General features: G+C 68.0%; 21 protein-coding genes. 18 read left to right on the forward strand and 3 right to left on the reverse strand.

Going from position 1 to position 19,096, the window contains the following annotated elements; all coding sequences use genetic code 11:
* Nucleotides 1-11 precede the first annotated feature (11 nt).
* Nucleotides 12-1,022 carry a fatty acid desaturase gene (locus tag FLL47_RS24325; protein WP_222106174.1) on the forward strand — a complete coding sequence of 337 codons (1,011 nt, stop codon included), beginning with the start codon at nucleotides 12-14 and terminating at the stop codon, nucleotides 1,020-1,022.
* Nucleotides 1,023-1,041: 19 nt separating this feature from the next.
* Here FLL47_RS24325 and FLL47_RS24330 read toward each other — a convergent pair whose 3' ends face one another.
* Nucleotides 1,042-1,236: a hypothetical protein gene (locus FLL47_RS24330; protein WP_144122873.1), complete on the reverse strand. Its 195-nt coding sequence runs from the start codon at nucleotides 1,234-1,236 to the stop codon at nucleotides 1,042-1,044.
* Between the two features lie 22 nt (nucleotides 1,237-1,258).
* On the opposite strand from FLL47_RS24330, the gene FLL47_RS24335 reads away from it, so the two are divergent.
* Nucleotides 1,259-1,489 (forward strand): hypothetical protein, encoded by a 231-nt coding sequence (locus FLL47_RS24335; protein ID WP_144122874.1) that lies wholly within the window; start codon nucleotides 1,259-1,261, stop codon nucleotides 1,487-1,489.
* A gap of 20 nt (nucleotides 1,490-1,509) precedes the next feature.
* On the opposite strand, the gene FLL47_RS24340 is transcribed toward FLL47_RS24335, so the two are convergent.
* Entirely contained in the window at nucleotides 1,510-2,595 is a 1,086-nt protein-coding gene (locus FLL47_RS24340) for a branched-chain amino acid aminotransferase (protein WP_144122875.1), read from the reverse strand.
* A 342-nt stretch (nucleotides 2,596-2,937) separates the two neighbouring features.
* On the opposite strand from FLL47_RS24340, the gene FLL47_RS24345 reads away from it, so the two are divergent.
* The 14 genes from FLL47_RS24345 (at nucleotide 2,938) to FLL47_RS24410 (ending at nucleotide 16,230) form a co-directional block, all read left to right on the forward strand.
* A complete protein-coding gene (locus FLL47_RS24345) occupies nucleotides 2,938-3,621 on the forward strand; it encodes a helix-turn-helix transcriptional regulator (protein WP_144122876.1) in 684 nt (227 codons plus the stop codon).
* A 167-nt stretch (nucleotides 3,622-3,788) separates the two neighbouring features.
* Nucleotides 3,789-4,718, forward strand: a complete 930-nt coding sequence (locus FLL47_RS24350) for a chlorinating enzyme (protein ID WP_186315888.1) — start codon at nucleotides 3,789-3,791, stop codon at nucleotides 4,716-4,718.
* Nucleotides 4,708-4,989, forward strand: coding sequence for a hypothetical protein (locus FLL47_RS24355; protein WP_144122878.1), 282 nt, complete (start codon nucleotides 4,708-4,710; stop codon nucleotides 4,987-4,989). The genes FLL47_RS24350 and FLL47_RS24355 overlap by 11 nt, the downstream gene beginning before the upstream one ends.
* Before the next feature lie 56 nt (nucleotides 4,990-5,045).
* Nucleotides 5,046-5,975, forward strand: coding sequence for a beta-ketoacyl-[acyl-carrier-protein] synthase family protein (locus tag FLL47_RS24360; RefSeq protein WP_186315889.1), 930 nt, complete (start codon nucleotides 5,046-5,048; stop codon nucleotides 5,973-5,975).
* Nucleotides 5,972-8,374, forward strand: coding sequence for a non-ribosomal peptide synthetase (locus tag FLL47_RS24365; protein ID WP_222106175.1), 2,403 nt, complete (start codon nucleotides 5,972-5,974; stop codon nucleotides 8,372-8,374). The genes FLL47_RS24360 and FLL47_RS24365 overlap by 4 nt, the downstream gene beginning before the upstream one ends.
* 94 nt (nucleotides 8,375-8,468) lie before the next feature.
* On the forward strand, nucleotides 8,469-9,359 hold the full coding sequence (locus FLL47_RS24370; RefSeq protein ID WP_144122880.1) for an LLM class flavin-dependent oxidoreductase: 891 nt from the start codon (nucleotides 8,469-8,471) through the stop codon (nucleotides 9,357-9,359).
* Nucleotides 9,360-9,566: 207 nt separating this feature from the next.
* Complete coding sequence (locus tag FLL47_RS24375) at nucleotides 9,567-10,298, forward strand: aspartyl/asparaginyl beta-hydroxylase domain-containing protein (protein WP_222106176.1); 732 nt, start codon at nucleotides 9,567-9,569, stop codon at nucleotides 10,296-10,298.
* Nucleotides 10,299-10,357: 59 nt separating this feature from the next.
* A complete protein-coding gene (locus FLL47_RS24380) occupies nucleotides 10,358-10,903 on the forward strand; it encodes a VOC family protein (protein WP_222106177.1) in 546 nt (181 codons plus the stop codon).
* Nucleotides 10,881-11,885: an L-tyrosine 3-hydroxylase gene (locus FLL47_RS24385; RefSeq protein WP_144122882.1), complete on the forward strand. Its 1,005-nt coding sequence runs from the start codon at nucleotides 10,881-10,883 to the stop codon at nucleotides 11,883-11,885. Before FLL47_RS24380 ends, FLL47_RS24385 begins: the two co-directional genes overlap by 23 nt.
* Nucleotides 11,882-12,895, forward strand: a complete 1,014-nt coding sequence (locus tag FLL47_RS24390) for a class I SAM-dependent methyltransferase (RefSeq protein ID WP_144122883.1) — start codon at nucleotides 11,882-11,884, stop codon at nucleotides 12,893-12,895. Before FLL47_RS24385 ends, FLL47_RS24390 begins: the two co-directional genes overlap by 4 nt.
* Nucleotides 12,896-12,941: 46 nt before the next feature.
* Nucleotides 12,942-13,337: a cupin domain-containing protein gene (locus FLL47_RS24395; RefSeq protein ID WP_144122884.1), complete on the forward strand. Its 396-nt coding sequence runs from the start codon at nucleotides 12,942-12,944 to the stop codon at nucleotides 13,335-13,337.
* A 38-nt stretch (nucleotides 13,338-13,375) separates the two neighbouring features.
* Entirely contained in the window at nucleotides 13,376-15,139 is a 1,764-nt protein-coding gene (locus FLL47_RS24400; RefSeq protein WP_246158528.1) for a gamma-glutamyltransferase family protein, read from the forward strand.
* Between the two features lie 2 nt (nucleotides 15,140-15,141).
* Nucleotides 15,142-15,825 carry an FMN-binding negative transcriptional regulator gene (locus FLL47_RS24405; RefSeq protein ID WP_144122886.1) on the forward strand — a complete coding sequence of 228 codons (684 nt, stop codon included), beginning with the start codon at nucleotides 15,142-15,144 and terminating at the stop codon, nucleotides 15,823-15,825.
* A gap of 138 nt (nucleotides 15,826-15,963) precedes the next feature.
* Nucleotides 15,964-16,230, forward strand: coding sequence for a hypothetical protein (locus tag FLL47_RS24410; RefSeq protein ID WP_144122887.1), 267 nt, complete (start codon nucleotides 15,964-15,966; stop codon nucleotides 16,228-16,230).
* 306 nt (nucleotides 16,231-16,536) lie between these two features.
* Here the strand turns inward: FLL47_RS24410 and FLL47_RS24415 are convergent, their stop codons facing one another.
* Complete coding sequence (locus tag FLL47_RS24415; RefSeq protein WP_144122861.1) at nucleotides 16,537-17,304, reverse strand: DinB family protein; 768 nt, start codon at nucleotides 17,302-17,304, stop codon at nucleotides 16,537-16,539.
* A 272-nt stretch (nucleotides 17,305-17,576) separates the two neighbouring features.
* Between FLL47_RS24415 and FLL47_RS24420 the strand changes: the two genes are divergently transcribed.
* On the forward strand, nucleotides 17,577-18,419 hold the full coding sequence (locus FLL47_RS24420) for a phytanoyl-CoA dioxygenase family protein (protein ID WP_144122888.1): 843 nt from the start codon (nucleotides 17,577-17,579) through the stop codon (nucleotides 18,417-18,419).
* 215 nt (nucleotides 18,420-18,634) lie between these two features.
* The gene (locus FLL47_RS24425; protein WP_144122889.1) at nucleotides 18,635-18,970 is read left to right on the forward strand and encodes a hypothetical protein; all 336 of its coding nucleotides are present in this window, start codon (nucleotides 18,635-18,637) and stop codon (nucleotides 18,968-18,970) included.
* Nucleotides 18,971-19,096 lie beyond the last annotated feature (126 nt).

The following is a 19,096-nucleotide window of genomic DNA, read 5'->3' on the forward strand; positions in this document are numbered from 1 at the left end:
GAGGAAGAACCGTGGCCGATTCGGATCTCGCCGAGCGGTACCGCTTCGCGCCGGATATCCTGGCCGCGGTCCGGGCGGTGTCCCGACCGGACAACTGGCACGGCCCGCTGGAGGCCGTCGAGCATTGGACCTGGATCGCCGTCTGGTGCGCGGCGTCGGTGCTGGCGTGGCGGCACACCCCCTGGTGGCTGGGGGTGCCGGTGTACATCGTGGCGATATTCTTCATCGGCGGCCGGCAGCGGGGCATCGCCGGCATGCTGCACATGGCCACGCACCGGGCGTTCATGGCCAACCATCGGGTCGGCAGCGTGATCGGCGCGGTTCTTGGCGGATATCCTGTGCTGCAGAGCTATACCGGCTATCAGGCCTCGCATCTCGGTGAGCACCACGGCCGACTGGGTGACCCGGAGCGGGACCCGGACTACCGCCAGTACCGGGACAACGGGCTGTGCGGGGACGACCTGAGCCGCCGGGCGCTGCGCCGGTACCTGTGGCGCGTCATAACGCCCCGGGCGACCGTCTCGTACGTGCTCTACCTGCTGCGGCACCGCATCATGACAGCCAGCGAGCGCCCGGCCGAGCGGATGCTGCGGGTGACCCTGCTGGCGGCGGTGCTCGCCTGGGCCGTCCTGGGCGGCTGGTGGCCCTGGTTGCTGCTGCTCTGGTTCGTGCCGCTCGTCACCACGCAGGTGTGGATCGGCGCGGTGGCCGAGCTGATGGAGCACTTCCCGCTCATCGAGACGGCCCCCCGGAAAGACATCTACATGTCCTGGAACCGGGTCTACGGACTGGGCACCCGGTTCCTGCTGGGCGAGAAGGACGGCGAGGGCTTCCACCTGGTCCACCACCTGTACCCCCGGACGCCGATGTGGCGGCTGCGTGAGGTGGACGCGATCCTGTGTCGCGACCCGGTGTACGCGGCCCTGCCCCGGCTCGGCGGCGCCCTGGGTGGCCTGGAGCAGATCTACCGATCGCTGCCCCCGCGGCGGGACCACACCGCTCCCGGGATCGCCCGCACATGACCAGCCCAGTGGTCGTGGTCTACACGGCCGGGGCGCCACGCCGATCGAGCTTGCCGCCGATGCCGGGGACTACAAACTGCTGTTTGCCGCACCCGTCGGAGACCTGCCGGACGGCCTGGCCGAGCTGCTGGCAGCGGTTGGCGAGCTCATTGACGTCACCGACGAGGCGGCCGGCGCCGCCGCGCTCGCGGCCCGGCACGGCCGGCCAGTACACGCTGCTCTACCGCGTGGGCGGCGTGAGCCAGCCGTCGCGCTCGGCCAAGCCGGCCACCTCCGTGCGCTCCATCAAGGTCAGCAACATGACCGGCGGGAAATGGAACCTCGACCTCTGGCCGAGTGAGGGAAAGTACTTCCGGCCAGTGGTGCGCGACGGAGCCGGCGCCATCGTCGGCGTCGGCAACCCCACCTGGCTGCTGCGTACCACCCCCGGCCACGGTATCCCCGCCGCCCGGAAACTCCCCACCTGACCGTCGCCGGCGGCGTGGGGTCAGACGATGCGCTGAACCCAGCCGAACTCGTCCTCGGCACGGCCGTACTGGATATCCAGCAGGGCGGAGCGCAGCGACGTCGTCACCCGCCCCGACCCACCGTCACCCACGACGATCTCGCCATCAGCGGACAGCAGCCGGGCGATCGGCGTGATCACCGCCGCCGTACCGCAGGCGAACATCTCCGTCAGCGCACCGCTCGCGGCGTCGGACCGGAACTCGTCGATCGAGTACGACCGCTCCTCGACGGTGAGCCCGCGGTGCCGGGCCAGGGTGATGACCGAGTCCCGGGTGATACCCGGCAGGATCGTGTCGGTCAGAGGCGGGGTGACCAGCGTGTCCCCGAGCACGAAGAAGACATTCATGCCGCCGAGCTCCTCGAAGTGCCGGTGCTCCGTGGCGTCGAGGAAGACCACCTGCTCGCAGCCGTGCCGCATGGCCTCGGCCTGGGCCAGCAGACTGGAGGCGTAGTTGCCCCCGTATTTGGCTGCACCAGTGCCGCCGGGGCCCGACCGGTTGTACTCCCGCTCCAGCCAGATCGAGCACGGCTTGGCCCCACCGGCGAAGATCGCCCCGACCGGCGAGGCCAGCACCAGGAACTGGTACTCCAACGCCGGCCGCACCCCCAGGTACACCTCGGAGGCGTACTGGATCGGCCGCAGGTAGAGGCTGGACTCACCGCTGCCCGGAACCCAATCCCGGTCCTGCTCGATGAGAACTCGCAGGGAATGAAGGAACAGCTCCGGCGGCAGCGGCGGCATCGCCATGCGCTCGGCGGACCTGACGAACCGCGCGGCGTTGGCGTCGGGCCGGAACATCACGACCCCGCCGTCGGGCGCGCGGTAGGCCTTCAGCCCCTCGAAGACTGACTGAGCGTAGTGCAGCACCGCGGTGGCCGGGTCCATCCGCAGCGGGGCATAGGGCTCGAGTCGGGCGTCGTACCAGCCCTTGCCGTCGGAATAGCTGATCGACACCATGTGGTCGGTGAAGGTCCGCCCGAAGCCCGGGTTCGCCAGCAGCGCCTCCCGTTCGGCCACGGCGACGGGGGTGGCGTTCTGTCGAGTTTCGAACTCAAGGCTGCTCATGAGCTTCACCCCCGGGATGTGTCAAGGTGCGATCACGCCTGGCCGGGAGCCTACCGTCCATTTAGGCCGCCGCCAACGCCGTGGCACCATGCGTTTTCGCTTTGACTGTCCCCGAAAGCAGCGACAAGCGTTCGGCTGATTCACACTGTTAGCGTCGGCACGAACTTTTGATCAACTCCCTGCATTCGCCGGTGCGGGGGGTGGCTGTGTTCGGCCGCCATGGACGACGGAAGAAGGAGTTGCTGACCGACCAGGGCGACGGCTGCCGGCGGTGGCGACGGCAGCGACCGGCGCAGAGATCCAGTCGCCGAATAAGGACAGAATGAAAGACGGGGGCGAAACATGATCCGCACCGACATTCTCGTCAATTCACCCATCTTCCTCATCGGCCTGGTCGACACGCTGACCAAGGCCGGCATCAAAGTCGTCGCCAGGCGAACCTCGCCCACAGTGGACGCGTCCTGCCTCGCGGATGCAGCTGTGATCGACGTTGACGCGCTTCGGATACCCGACGACCTGACGCATATCACCGAGGTGGCCAAAAGCGCGGCGGTCCTGGTCCTCAGCAACTCGGACTGCATCGAGGCCGAGATGTACCTGCGCGCCGGAGCGTTGGGGGTCGTGAGCAAACTGGAGTCCTGCGAGGGCATCATCGGCGCGATCCGGGCGGTGACGTCCGGAAGCCGCGTCTGGCCGGCCGAGTCCGGTGGCGAGCCCACCGCGCTGCACGCCGACACATCGGGCTACCACCTGTCCGAGCGCGAGGAGCAGGTGCTGCGGCAGATCTCCCGTGGCCTGACCCACGGTCAGATCGCCACCCGGTTGTGCATCAGCCCGCATACGGTCGACACCTATGTCAAGCGCATCCGGGCCAAGCTCGGCGTTGGCAACAAGGCGGAACTCACCCGGGCTGCGCTGCTCGGCCGACCTGCCGCCGAGAGCCGAGACACCCGGTTGCCCAAACAACGAGACACCCGGTTGCCCAAACAATCGGAGACCGCGTCGCTCATCAGGGAGGTTGCATGACGCCGCCCGGTGACGCGCACGGCATCCATCCCGGGGCGGCGGCGGCCCGACCCTGGTTCCGGTGACAAGACGCCCCAGCCGGCGGAACCCTACGGTGTGCTCAACGTGGCGGCTGACGCCAGACACGTCCGACCAGCGATCACGGTCATTACGAGGAGGGAATCACGGTGGCTGAAAGCGTTGTCCAAAAGGTGACCCAGGGTCTGACGGCCGAACAAGTCCAGTTCTTCACGGAGAACGGGTTCATCGGCCCCTTCGACCTCTACTCCGAGGAAGAGGCTCCGCTGGTCTGGAGCCAGGCCATGATCGATATGGTCACGTCCGAGAACAAGCCGCACAACTCGACCAAAATCAACTACGACCGCCATCTCGACTGTGAAGCGCTGTCCCGGCATATCGCCCACCCGGCGATCGTCCACAAGCTGCAGAGCCTCATGGGCGACGACATCATGTGCTGGAAGACGAACATCTTCGAGAAGGAGCCCGGCGACTCGGGAACGGGCTGGCACCAGGTCGAGGCATTCACTATATACGACGAGGCGGAAACCGTCTCGTATCCCTCACTGCGCTACACCGAGGAGTCCACGGCCGCCACGCAGGAGCTAACCGTCTGGGCGGCCTTCTCCGAGGCGGACAAGGAGCACGGCTGCCTACGCTTCCTGCCCGGCAGCCACAAACAGTGGTACTACGACGAGTCGAAGCCGATGACGTACAACGTCGAGAGCAAGGCCCACGACTTCTTCGGCTACGACTACTCAGAGCTCAAGCTCGACAAGGACTGGGATCCGAACAGTCACGAGATCGTCGACATGGAGTTGAAGCCCGGCCAGTTCGTCATCTTCCTGGCCAAGTGCGTCCACGGCTCGCACCCCAACACGAGTGCCACCAGGCGCGTGGGGTTGGCGTCGCGTTACGTCTCGCCGTCCGTGCGGGTCTACGAGCACATCGACCGTCTCAGCGGGTTCGGCGACTCGATCGACCTCGACTACCACGGATGCGTCATGGTCTCCGGCGAGGACAAGTACGGGCACAACCGGATGTACCGGGAGAACCTCAACGGCTTCCCCTTCCCGAAGGTCGAGTCCGATGGCCACTGACGACTACCGGCAGAGGTTCGCCGAGATCCTCGCGACTCAACCTTTCGGCGACGGTCTCACCTACGAGCAGGTCGTCCGGGCGCGGTCGCGGCAGGAACTGGGCATCAGCTCGCTGAACATGATCATCGTGCTGATGAACTACATCAAGAAGTACACGGACGGCACCATCACCGTCCGCCCGGAATGGGTCTCCCGGCTCAACGACATCGACGGCATCGTCTCCGTACTCCGAGAGATCGATGCGATCGGCGTCGAACCGGCTCGGTCCTGACGTCGCCACCTCGCCGGGCCCGGCAATTCCCGACCCTCTGCCGATCGAAGGGAACCATGATCTCGGATCACGAAGACATCGGCATCGGCTCGTTCGCGTGCGCCTTCGGCGATGTGGAATGCAAGCCGGAGAACATCCCTGATTTCGGCGCCCTCTGGGAGACCGTGTCGTTCGGCACCGACTTCCGTGAGATGGGATGTACGACGTACCGGAAAATGTCCGGGCCGGTCGAAGACTATGTCGTGGACGCCGTGCGCCGAACCCTCCGGGACGCCGGCGTCGCCGCCGCGGACATCGACCACCTTGTGTTCGCGACCAGCGACCCGACCTTGGCTCTGTTGCCGTCCGACTTCGCGAGCCGAGTGCTACTCGCCTTGGGAATGAACGACTGCGTCCCTCATGTCATGTCCTATCAGCGGTGCTGCAGCTCGCTGACCGCGCTTCGGCACGGTCAGCGGCTGTTGGCCGATCCGGAGGCGACCCACGTGGTGGTCGTCGCCGTGGACTTCGTGCCGCACGACCGCGACCGGGTGCTCCCCTACGCGATGTTCGGTGACGCGGCCGCGAGCTGCCTGCTGTCCCGCCGGCCGGGACTCGTGCGGCTGGTCTCGTCCGCGGTGAAGATCGACCCGGAGGGATTGCGCGGCCGCGACACGTTCGTCTCGCGCAAGGATGTCGCCGAACGGACGCTGTCCGCGGTGCTCCGGGCCGGCGGCCGGCAGCAGGCACAGATATCCAAGGTGTTCGCGGCCAACCTGCACAAGCCGCTGACGCTATTCAACGCGACATCCGTCGGTCTGCGCCCGGACACCCTGCACTTCGCCGACACGCTCGCCGCCTACGGACACTGTGGAAACGCCGATTGGATGATCAACCTGGCCGATTTCCACGAGCGGTTCGGCATTCAGCCCGGACAGACGTATCTGGCGCAGTCCCTGGCGCCGGGGTTCTACGCCTGCGGACTCTTCGAAGGAAGCGCGCAGTGAGCGGGTATCTGTCCACAACGGAGTGCATCGGACCGATCGCCCTACCGGACGGCGTGCTGGAAACCCTGCACTCCCTCGCTCGGGCGGCCGGCGTGGACAACTTCGACCCGCTGTCCCTCTGCGCCGGTGTACTGGCCGAGCGGCTGCCACGCCCGGGCACCCATTGCCGCATCCGGGTCACCCGGGGGCCGGTCGAGGCGATCGTTGGGGCGACCGGCGCCCCGGACCTGTCCCTCAACTTCCGCGAGGCGCTCCGGCAGGCCCGCCGGCCGCGGAACACCATCGTGCCCGGACCGGGGGGCGACGACGAACCGGTCGCCGTGACGATCCTGTTCGTCCGGTCCGGCCGGCAGCTGTACGTCGAGACCATGACGGACTCGTCCGACCTCCCCACCGCGCAGGCCTGGGCGCGCTCCTTCCTGCAACTGCTGACCAGCATGGCGAACGAACCCGATCGGCCGATGCTCGACCATCCGCTGGTCGGCGCCGAGGAACGCGAGCGGATCCTGCACGGCCTCAACCCGCAGCGCAACCCGGATATCCGATACCGCACGATGGCCGAACCGTTCCAGGCGCAGGTGGAGCGAACCCCGGATTCGATCGCGTTGCAGGACGAGAACGGGGACACGGTCAGCTACCGGGAGCTGAACGAGCGCGCGAACCGGCTGGCCCACCACCTGCGCGAGCGCGGTGCCCGCCCGGGTACTCGGATAGGCGTCTTCCTCCAGCGCGGCATCCACCAGGTTGTCGCGTTCTACGCCGCGGCCAAGACCGGCGCCACCTACGTTCCCCTGGACGCCGACCTGCCGGACCAGCGCATCGCGTTGATGCTGGCGGACTCGGCGCCAAACCACGTGCTGACCGATCCGGCCTGCCACGCTCGCCTGCCCGACGGCGCGTGGGAGATCCACGACGTTCACGCGGAGCGCACATGGTCCGGCCGGCCCGCGACGAATCCGGATCTCGACGGCGGCCCGGGTGGCGTGGCCTCCGAGCCGGTCCACATCCTCTACACGTCGGGGACGACCGGCCGCCCCAAGGGCGTGGCCTCCCGCACGGCCGGCACCCTGGCCAACGTCTTCTGGATGCAGCGCCAGTACCCGTACCATCTCGGCGATACGGCCCTGTACAAGACCTACGCCGGGTTCGACGTGCACATCTGGGAGATCTTCTGGCCGCTCTACCATGGGGCGCGGTTGGTGATCTGCCGGCCCGGCGGCGAGCGCGATCCGCGGCACCTCGCCGGACTCATCCGGGACCACGACGTGTCGATGATCTTCCTGGTGACGACGCTGGTGCCGGCTTTCCTGGACGAGATGTCTCGGGTCGGGTCCCACGCGCTGCGGTGGTTGGTGTGCGGCGGCGAGTCGATGAGCCCGCGGATCCCGGCGGCCTTCCACGCCGCGCTGCCCGGCAGCACCCTCGTCAACGCCTTCGGTCCCACCGAGGCCGGTTCGGTCACCGACAACGTCATCGAGCCCGGCTGGGACGGCGTCGTCGTTCCGGTCGGCCGTCCCGCGGACAACTTCCGGGCAACCGTCCTGGACACCAACCTCGATCTTGTCCCGGTCGGCACGCCCGGGGAGGTGTACATCAGCGGTGTTGTCGGCCTGGCGGACGGCTACTGGCGGCAGCCGGGCAGGACCGCGGAGCGGTTCGTCGCGGATCCCCACGGGTCGCCGGGGTCGCGGATGTACCGCACCGGTGATCTCTGTCGGCTTCGCGAGGACGGCGCGCTGGAGCACCTCGGCCGGATCGACCGGCAGGTCAAGATCCGTGGCCTGCGGATCGAACCCGGTGAGGTCGAGGCGGTGCTGGCCGCTCACCCCGCGGTCGGCGACTGCGCGGTGATCGCCCACGGGTCGCCGCCCCGCCTGCTCGCCTTCGTCGTCCCCGCCGGCGGGCGCACCACCGCCGACCTGGACCCCGCGGCGCTCCTCGAACTCGCGGCCGGACTGCCCCGCCAGATGCGGCCCGCGCAGGTCGTGCCCGTGGACCGTCTTCCGGCGACGGTGAACGGAAAGCTGGACCACAACGAGCTGATCAGGATCTGGCAGGCGTCGACCGTGCCCGAGCGTACGGTCGTGCCCCCCGCCGACGAGCTGGAAGCCACCCTCGTCGAGATCTACCGGCGGGTCCTGGGGCGGTCGCCGATCAGCGTCCTGGACACGTTCGTCGAGCTCGGCGGCCACTCGATCCTCACGTTCCGGCTACGCGACGAGTGCCAGGCGATCCTGCGAACCGCGCCCGACCTGACGAAACTCCTTGACGGGACATTGCGCGACGTGGCCGCGGCGATCCGCGACGGAGGGTGCCCACCCGAGACGAAGGTTTCCGTCACCGCTGGAGCCGCTGGACGAGAACTGGAGGACGGTTCTGGACACGCTGACGACCGGTGACGCGGAGAAGCTCGCTCAAACGGCGCCTCGATCCGGAGAACCTTTCCGGTAAAACTTCAACATCGATCCGGGTTGGCCGGATGAAGGAAAACACATGCGATTCGGCATCCAGATCGTCCCGGAGGACCGTTGGCAGACGGCGCGCGTGAAGTGGCGCCGGGCCGAGCAGATGGGATTCGATCACGCGTGGACCTATGACCACCTGAACTGGCGGGCGTTCCGCGCGAAGGACTGGTTCACCCTCGTCCCGACGCTGACCGCGGCGGCCGTGGAGACCGAACGGATCGGGCTGGGCGTCCTGGTCGCCTCGCCCAACCTGCGACATCCGGTGTACCTGGCCAAGGAAGTCGCCGCCATCGAGGACATCTCCGGCGGCCGCTTCATCCTCGGTCTCGGCGCCGGTGCCGAGGGCTTCGACGCCACCATGACCCGCCGGACCGCGTGGAGCCGGCGGGAGCGGACCGAGCGGTTCGCGGAATACGTGCGGCTCACCGACTCGCTCCTGCGGCAGCCGGTCACCACCTTCGACGGCCGCTACTACGTCGCCGACGAGGTTCATTCGTACCCACTGTGCCAGCAGCGGCCCCGCGTCCCGTTCGCCGTCGCCGCCGCCGGGGCCCGCGGCATGCGCTTGGCGGCCGAGTACGGCTCGTACTGGGTGACGACGGGCGAGCCCAACCGGGTCGAGAGCGCGCCGTACGAACAGGCGCTCCCCGTCGTCCGCCGGCAGGTGGAGGCGCTCGAGAAGGCCTGCGTGGAGGTCGGCCGTGACCCGGCCACGGTGGCCCGGTTGCTGGTCTGCGGCCCGTCCGTGGGCGGTGTTCTCGAGTCGCCGGCGGCGTTCTTCGATGCAGCGGGCCGATTCGCCGAAGCCGGCATTACGGATTTCGTCGTGCATTGGCCTCGGCGCAGCGAACCCTATTCGGGAAAGGTGGAGATCTTGGAGAAAGTGGCCGAGGACCTGGATCGTCACCGGAACACGTGACCTGCGTACCGAACTGGGAGTCGCCTAGCGTATCGGGAGAGCCCCAAATTCGGCTGAGAGGGATTGCGTGATCCGATGCGAACCCACTATGTAGCGGACACCCCACTCGATGACGTCCGCCTCGCCAAAGACCTCGAGCACAGCGATTCACTTCCGTGGTCCGAAGCGCACAGCGACTACCTTTCCCGCGGCGCCTATAGGAGCTGCATGCTCTGGACCCCGGGCGGAGCCGATGGCGACGGGGTGGTCACCAAATACGATCACCGCCAGCCCGGCGCGTTCACGGAGTACGGCAACCAGCTTCCCTATCTCCGCGAGCTGATCAGCACGGTTGTCGATCTGGACCGGCTGAACTTCGTGCGGCTGGCGAAGGTACAGAACAGCGTGGGCTTACCGCACCGGGACCTGCTCGAGCTCAGCGACATCCCGGACGACACCCGCAACGCCCACCGGGTGCACATCCCCCTCGCCACCAACGAGAACTGCTTCTTCAGCGAGGGCAACACCGTGTACCAGATGCGCCGGGGCGAGATCTGGTTCCTCGACGCCTCAGTGATCCACTCGCTAGCGGTGCTCTCCACCGAGGCGCGGATCCACCTCATGCTCGACTTCGCGAACGCGCCGTCCGAGAAGCCATTGATCACGATCCCGGGCCACAGCGTCGACGCCGGCATTCCGGAGGACCGAATGGTCAAACGACCACCGGTCACCGATGCCGACCGCGCCAGCCTATTGCGGCTCGCCGACGTCATGACAATGGAAACGGTCGACGAGATATTCAGCATCGTCATCAAAAAGCATTACCGGTACGACGGTGGCGACGACTTCGTGTGGAGCACGATGATTGACATCGCGCACGCTAGCGGGGACACCGAAGCCCTCCGGCACATCGAGGAGCTGCGTCGCTACTTCACCATCGAACGGTCCCCCTACACATAACCGCGCGAGCCGCCGGCTGCCCGAGAAATGCGGAACTCCTCCGAAGACAGGAGAGAACCTTGGCTCCAACCACATCTGACGTGGCCGCGCCGGGCAAGCCCTCGGCCCGCCCGGTTCCGCTGACCGGGGCGATCGACCACGTGGGCATCCAGACGATGGACCTGGAGAACGCCGTTCTCTGGTACCGGGAGTTTCTCGGCTGCACGGTCTCCTGGGAGATGAGCGGCGGCTTCTCCGACCTGAGCCGGCGGCGGCTCCCCGGCCTGACCCGCCTGGTCGAGGTGGCCGTGGGCGACATCCGCCTGCACCTGTTCACCCGCGACCGCGGTACGCACGGGCCGCCGGCCGGCGAGGTGAACCAGTTCCAGCACCTGTGCATCCGGGTCGACACGCCGGAACAGCTGCGACTGTGGCGCGGCCGGTACCGGGAGCTGTACGAATCGGGCCGCTTCACCTTCGCTCGCGCCGAGCCGGCCACCGAGATCGACATCGACGGTCAGGGCATGCAGAGCTTCTACGCGTACGACGTGAACGGCCTGGAGTTCGAATTCACCTACCTTCCGGATACCTCCGAGGGAACGGATGCCGCCGATGCATCCGCTTGAGGCACCGGCGGTCGTCACCACCCTCCCGTCCGGCGCGGAATGGGAGTTCGGCGGTCATCCCTACGGGCTTGAGCCGCTGGCCCTGCCCTCCCGATGGGTACCCCGAACAGTGTCCGTGGACCCGATGCGGATCGAGGAACTGCGGGAACGGCTGGCGCACGCGTCACCCGCCTCGGTCCACGACCTGCGTCCGGACAGTGCCGAGGACATCGACCGCCTGTTCTGGTTCCGGTGGATCACCGCCCACCAGACCACCTTCCTGCTGTGGCAGATGCTCGGGGCCATCCTGCGGGAGAGCGAGGCCGCGCGGGTCGAACACGAGGAGCTCGCCACGCAGGCGCGATTGCTGGTGTGCGGCTATTCGCTGATGCTGATGTACGGAAGCTCCGCCCCCCGGCACATCTACGGACCCGTCATCCGGATGCCGATGGCCCGCCAGCACGTCAATCTCACCGGCGCCTGGGCCCGCGACTATGCACCGGTCCGGCCGCTGATCCGGGGCAAGGTGACGATCGGCTCCGGCACCGTGGCGGAAGCCCTGCGCCACGAGTGCGAACTCAACGAGCAGGTTCACGAGGGGATCGCGGACAAGGTCCTGTCCTCGGGCGAGGTGTCCTTGCTGCAGAGTCCCAAGCCGAAGGGCCGACAGCAGATCCCCCGGGACACCTTGATGTGGCTGTACGACGGCATCTTCCTGACCAGCCGTGCGGCCGTCTCCCAGCTCGCTGTCGGCAGCCAGCTGGTCCGCCGACTGCACGCCATCTTTCTCGACATCACCGCTAACGGCCTGTACCCCTCCTTCGCGCCGAGCGCGCATGAGGAACCGCCCCGTCTGCGGAACCCGGAGGTGATGCGACGCAAGGCGGGACTGACGGACTGCGTCCTGGAGATCCTGAGCTTCGTAGGCGCGCCGGCTACCCAGGCCCACCCATCGAGAACGGTCCGGACCAGCTCCACGGTGCGAAAGTTGAGGACTACATGACCGCCGCGACAACCCATCTGCCCAAGGAAGCGCGATACTGTGCGGATACCTTCAACGGTGCCGTGGCCGCAGCCGCTCTCAGCGCGGCCTGGGACATCGGCTTGTTGGACGAGCTCGCCGACCGGGACGCTGTCGACGTACCCGAGTTCACCGCCCGCACCCGCACCCACCCGGAGGCGGTTCGCCGGATCCTTGTCGCGCTGTCCAGCCGCAGGATCGTGGTCGTCGACGCCGGGCCGAACCTGGCCCGGCGCGGACCGGGATTCGACGAGGCGTTCCGTACCAGGGGCTTCTTCTACTGGCTGACCAGGGGCTGTGGCGAGCTCTTCACCGATCTCACCACCCTGGTTCGCACCGATGAACGCGGCGACCGCCAGATGCGCCGCGATTCGCGGGCGATCAGCGTGGCCTGCCGGAGCATCGCCCGCAATTTCTTCGACCCGCCGCTGCGGGATCTCCTCGACGGTATCGACTACACGACCGTCGCCGATCTCGGCTGCGGCAGCGGCGATCGGATCATCATGTTGGCCGAGCGGCGACCCGCGATCCGGGCCATCGGGGTCGATATCGCCCCGGGGGCGTTGACGGTCGCGGGAGAGGCGGTCCGGGATGCGAACCTGACGGACCGGATCACGCTGCTTCGGGATGATGTGCTGAACATGTCGCCGAGGCCGGAGTACGCCGACGTCGAACTGGTCACCTGCTTCCTCATGGGGCACGACTTCTGGCCACGGGACAACTGCGTGAAGACACTGCAGAAGCTCCGAGAGACCTTCCCCAACGGACGAAACCTCCTCCTCGGCGACACCTGTCGGTCCGTCGGCGTCGAAGGCCCGGACCTGCCCATGTTCACGCTCGGCTTCGAGACCGTGCACGCGATCATGGACCAGTACCTGCCCACGCTCGACGAGTGGTACTCGGTGATCGATGAGAGCGGCTGGCGCCTCGCTGATCAGCGGCTCATCGAACTTCCCGCGTTCAGCTTCATCTTCCACCTGACCCCAGCCTGATCCGTCATCGACGCGGCCGGCGCGGCCGTACCCGGAGGAACACCCCATGGACGCACCTTCCACAGCCGCCGCCCCGGCCGCCCGAATGGATCTTCCGCTGTTTCGCGAGATTCCCGGACATCACGCACCCACACCGTTCTACCTGACCGACGACATGTACGGCGGGCTGTGCTTGGAGCTGGCCGGCGGCGAGCTCAGCGACAAGGTGGGAAAGCCGGTGGCCGATCCGCATACCCACGAGTGTCCCGAGATCTATCTGCTGCTGTCACCGAATCCGGGCGGTGGCGTGATCGAGGTGGTCGCCGACGGACGCCACCACACGCTGACCTCGCCGGCGACATTCTTCATCCCGGCCGGTACGGTGCACCACTTCGTCACCCGCAAGGCCGAACCGGGCACGTATTGTCTGGGCCTGCTGCTCACCGGGTCAACCCAACGATGACCGTCCTGCGACCCCAGCTCACCGGTACCTCCGGCGCCGTGGCCTCGACGCATTGGTTAGCGTCCGCCGTCGGCATGGGCATCCTCGACCGGGGTGGCAACGCCTTCGACGCGGCGGCGGCCGCCGGCTTCGCCCTCCAGGTGATCGAGCCGCACTCGAACGGGCCCGGCGGCGACGTCGTGATCTCGGTCTACCCGCGCTCGGCCGGCACGGTACGCGTCATCTGCGGACAGGGCCCGATGCCGCAGGCGGCGACCATCGAGCGGTTCGGCGCGCTCGGCATCGAGCAGATGCCCGCGGCGGGCCTGCTCCCCGCGACCGTGCCGGGCGCGTTCGGCGCCTGGATGCGCCTGCTCGCCGAGTTCGGCACGATGCCACTGGCCACCGTCCTGGAACCGGCGATCGGGTACGCCTCCGGCGGCTACCCGCTGCTGCCCGGCGCCGCGGCGACGGTCGCGGCGATGGCTCCGCTGTTCCGGACGGAGTGGACCGCGTCCGCGCGCACCTACCTGCCCGACGACGCGGTACCGGCGGCCGGCGCCCGGATGCGCAACGCCGCGCTGGCCGGCACCTACGAGCGGCTGCTGCGCGAGGCGCGGGCCGCGTCGACCGACCGGGAGGCCCAGCTCGAGGCGGCCCGGGCGGCCTTCTACGAGGGCTTCGTCGCCGACGCGATCGACGGCTTCGCGCGTACCACCGAGGTGCTCGACTCCACCGGCGGCCGGCACCGCGGCCTGCTCACCGGCGACGACCTGGCGGCCTGGCAGCCTGCCGTCGAGGAACCGTGCGCGCTGCCGTACGGCGACTTCACCGTCTACAAGCCGGGGCCGTGGTCGCAGGGCCCGGTCTTCCTCCAGCAGCTGGCGATCCTGTCCGGCTGCGACCTGCGCAGCATGGGGCTCGGCACCGTCGACTACGTCCACACCCTCGCGGAGGCGGCTAAGCTCGCGTTCGCCGACCGCGAGGCCTGGTACGGGGACCCGGCGCACACACCGGTGCCGATGGCCGAGCTCCTGGCGCCGGAGTACACCGCGCGGCGGCGCTCGCTGATCGGCGACCGTGCGGCCCTCGACCCCCAACCCGGCCGGGTGGGCCCCGGCCAGCCCTGGATCCCGCAGGCCAAACCGGAGCAGCCGGGCGCCGACGAGCCGGACTGGATGACCCAGCTGCGCAGCGGCATACCCACCGTGACCGCCGGTGCGCCGCAGGCCGGTGCCGGGAACACCTGCACCGTCGCGGTCGCGGACCGGTGGGGGAACCTGGCCGTGGCCGTGCCCAGCGGCGGCTGGCTCAAGAGCTCACCGGTGATCCCCGATCTCGGCTTCCCGCTCGGCACCCGCGGCCAGACCGCCTGGCTCGTCGACGGCCACCCGAACTCGCTGGCGCCCGGCCGGCGTCCGCGCACGACGCTGAGCCCCAGTATCGTGCTGCGCGACGGCGAGCCGTTTCTGGCGTTCGGCACGCCGGGCGGTGACCAGCAGGACCAGTGGACGCTCCAGGTGTTCCTCGCGATCGCGGAGTTCGGGCTGGAACCGCAGGCCGCGACCGAGCTCCCCGCCGTCAACATCGACCACTTCGCGCAGTCGTTCGCGCCGCGCGCCTCCCGGCCGGGCGTGCTGGTCGCGGAACGCTCGCTCGGGCCCGAGGTGCTCGCCGGCCTGGAGCGGAAGGGCCACCGGCTCGACGTGGTGCCGGCGTCCACCCTCGGCAAGGTCTGCGCCGCCGGTGTCGACCCGGATACCGGCTTCCTTCGGGCCGCGACCGGCCCGCGCGGCCGCCAGGCCTACGGAGTGTGTCGGTAGCCATGTTCGTACCGAGCCACTACCGGATCAAGGACGAGGACTGGCACCGCCGGATCATCGACGGCCACCCCCTCGCGACGCTCACCACGAACGGGACGACCGCTCCCCTGGCCACCCGCCTGCCGGCCCTGGTCGCGCCGGGTGAACCCGAGTCCGGCCCGCTGGCCGGCACCGAGATCCTCGGCCACCTCAACCGCGCCAACCCGCACTGGAAGGCGCTCACGGACGGCACGTACGCCCGGCTGATGTTCGACGGGCCGGGCGGCTTCGTCACGCCGGCCGTCTACCCCGGCGACCCGTCCGCGCCGACGTGGAACTTCGCGGCCGTGCACGTCTGCGGCCGCCTCCGGTTGATCCGCGGGCGGGAGGAGACACTCGAGGTCGTCCGGTGGACGGCCGCTCGCCTGGAGGATCGCTTCGGCGCGGGCTGGGACCAGACCTCCTCGGTCGACTACTTCCGCCGGATCGTGCACGGCGTCGGTGCCTTCCGGCTGACGATCGAGTCGGTGGAGGCGCTGTTCAAACTCAGCCAGGAGAAGCCGGCGGACGTGCAGGAGTCGGTGATCCGCCGCTACGAGGCGGATCCCAGCGGCGCCGGCTGGCCGATCGCCCGGCTGATGCGGGAGGCCGGGATGGGCGGCTCCGCCGGATCGCCGGACGAGACCGTGTCCTCCTGCCCCTTCTGACCTGCCCCACCGCACAAGATACCGATGATCCAACAACGAAGGCCGCAACGAGGGGGGCCGCTCGACTCGCCGCTACCCGATCCGTACGCGTTGACCTGGTGGTCGCCGGACCCACGACCAGTCATCCCCCATGGGCGGTTGACCAAGCCGCGCACCCTGATGAGGCTGTTGCGCAACCGGCTGCCGTCGAAGGTGGCGCTGCTGGACATCGAGCACCGGCTGGCCGGCACCGGTGTGACGCTGGACGTCGAGTGGGACAGCGGGCAGAGCCAGCGGCTCGGTGCCGCGCCGGAACCGCGCCGCGAGTTCCTCGCCACCCTCACCCGCGGAGGTGATCCGGTCCCGCTGGCCGGTGGCGTGGAGGAGGTACGCCGCCTGGGATTCCTGCGAGCCGTTGGGCCCTAACAGGACCGCATCTCAGTTGATTTGGGGTTGAGCCGGTCGGCTTGCCGACAACAGATCAGAGCGGATGCCAGGCGCAGGAATCCGGTGTAGTGGGAAGCGGCGGGCCAGCCGACGGAACCGGCTGACCCACTCCAGGCAGCGTTCGATGGGATGTGGTTCGCTGTTTGCGCGGCGTGGCACTCACCGAGTAGTTGGCCGTGTTCCTGGCAGGTGTGGCAGACGACCAGAATCTTGCGGCCGGGAGTAGCAGCAGCACTGCGGCTGGAAGTCGCCCGACCGGTCAGCGCTCCTGCTCGGTGGGCGCTTTCACTCGGTTCGGGTATCGGCCTCGAGCACGGTGAGGTCGCGCACCGCGTACCGGTGATGCTCGGCCTCTTCCTTGAACACGACACTGAGGCAGCGGCGTACGACGTAGTCCTTGTCCGGGTAGGGGTCGGCCGGCTTGCGACCACATACCCGGTCGAGCTCGGCCTCGGTGAGCTCGTCGACGACCCGGCGCATCGTGGCCATGCGGGCGAGCCGCGGCGCGAGTACCTCGTCGAGCGTCGGGGTGGCATCGAGGGTGAGCCCGAGGAGCTTCGCCAATGCTTCGGCCGGCATCCCGCCGCCAGGAAGGCCCAACGAGTGGTGCGGCGCATCCTCCTCGAGCACGGCGTTGCCGATCCAGGCATCACTGGCCATCAGCAGATGCCGCTGCGTCTCGACGAACGACCACTCGCCGTCGACCTGCTCGTTCAGCTTCGCCTCGGGTAGGCGCCTGGCACGGTCGAGCGTCTCCTCCCACTGCTTCTCGATGGCATCCCAAGCAGCCCGGTATTCGGCGGCGGACGTGGCCTCACGGGCCAGCACCCGGTTGGGATGCAACCGGTCGAGCTCGGCCTCGACATAGGCGGTCACGTCGACGTCATTGACAACGACACGCTCGAAGCCGCCACCGAGGGAGACGTTACCCCCATAGCAGTCCACAATCTTCAGGCCGGTGACGTCGCAATCGCGAATCTCGAGACCAGAGAGATCGCACAGATGGATGCGGGCACCACGGAACTGGTCACCTTGGGTGTACTCAGCAGGCATCGGGACAGTTTCCCGTATCCATCCCACCCCCGCAAGTGAATGGCACAACGTGAGGGTTCTGTCGTACGTCGGGGACGGCGCCGGGCTGTGAGGACGAGCGCGGATGGGCGGGGTCCGCGCTCGGGATGCGGGTCCGGCCATGCGGTGCCGCACCGATGCAGACCCCCGTTTCAGTGACAAGACCCGTCCGTCCGCGCCGCCTACGGTTGGCTCAGCTGGCGTGTCAGTAGCCTCCATCGGCACTGGCCCGCCCCGCATTCCTCGTTCCAGGCATGTCCGGCTCGCAGGAACCTCATCGAAAGAAGGGGGTCAAGGTGGCGGAAAGCACGAGCGACCCGGCGATCCGAGGGCTGACGGCCGAACAGGTGGAGTCCTTCAAGGAGAACGGGTTCCTTGGGCCGTTCGACCTCTATGCCGAGGAAGAGGCTCCGCTGGTCTGGAGCCAGGCCATGATCGAGATGGTCACGTCCGAGAACAAGCCGCACAACTCGACCATCATCAACTACGACCGGCACCTGGACTGCGACACGTTGTCGCGGCACATTGCCCAGCCGGCGATCGTCCACAAGCTTCGCAGCCTCATGGATGACGACATCATGTGCTGGAAGACGCACATCTTCGAGAAGGAGCCCGGCGGCTCGGGAACGGGCTGGCACCAGGTCGAGGCATTCACTATGTACAACGAGTCGGAAACCGTCTCGTATCCCTCGCTGCGCTACACCGAGGAGTCCGCGGCCGCCACGCAGGAGCTGTTCGTCTGGACGGCCTTCTCCTCGACGGACAAGGCGCACGGCTGCCTACGCTTCCTGCCCGGCAGCCACAAGCAGTCCTACAACGTGGAGAACAAGTCCCACAACGGCTACGACTATGCGGAGCTCAAGCTCGACAAGGACTGGGATCCGAACAATCACGAGATCGTCGACATGGAGTTGAGGCCCGGCCAGTTCGTCATCTTCCTGGCCAAGTGCGTCCACAGCTCGCACCCGAACATCAGTGCCGACAAGCGCGTCGGGTTGGTGTCCCGCTACGTCTCGCCGTCCGTGCGGGTCTACGAGCACATCGACCGCTCAGCGGATCCGGCGACGCGATCGAACTCGACTACCACGGCGGCGTGATGGTGTCCGGCGAGGACACGTACGGGTACAACCGGATGCACCGCGAGAACCTCAACGGCTTCCCCTTCCCGAAGGTCGAGTCCGACGGCCACTGACGCCTACCGGCAGAGGTTCGCCGAGATCCTCGCGCGACCCAACCCACGCGCGCCGACCTCGCCGACGAGCAGATCGTCCAGGCGAAGTCCCGGCAGGAACTGGGCATCAGCTGGCTCAACATGATCATCGTGCTGATGAATTACATCAAGAAGTACACGGACGGCACCATCACAGTCCGCCCGGAATGGGTCCCCCGGCTCAACGACATCGACGGCATAGCCGACGTCCTCCGCGAGATCGACACGCCCAGTCGACGCGAGCGCGGTCGAACCGGCCCGGTCCTGACGTTGCCACCTCGCCGGCCCGGCAATTCCCGACCCTCTGCCGATCGAAGCGGAACCATGATCTCGAATCACGAAGACATCGGCATCGGCTCGTTCACGTGCGCCTTCGGCGACGGGCGACGGGCGGCGGTGTGCAGAAGGTACGCCGCCGGGATTCCTGCGAGCCGTTGACCCCGGCCTCGTCGGCGCCAGACTGACCAACGGACTCACACGCCCAGAGAAAGATCGACGTCGTCAAAAGCGGCCTGACCCTATTTTCACGTCCGCAGTGCGGCAACTACATATCGGCGGGAAGTA

Source organism: Catellatospora sichuanensis, assembly GCF_007483665.1.
In the GTDB taxonomy this organism is placed as follows: Bacteria; Actinomycetota; Actinomycetes; order Mycobacteriales; family Micromonosporaceae; genus Catellatospora; species Catellatospora sichuanensis.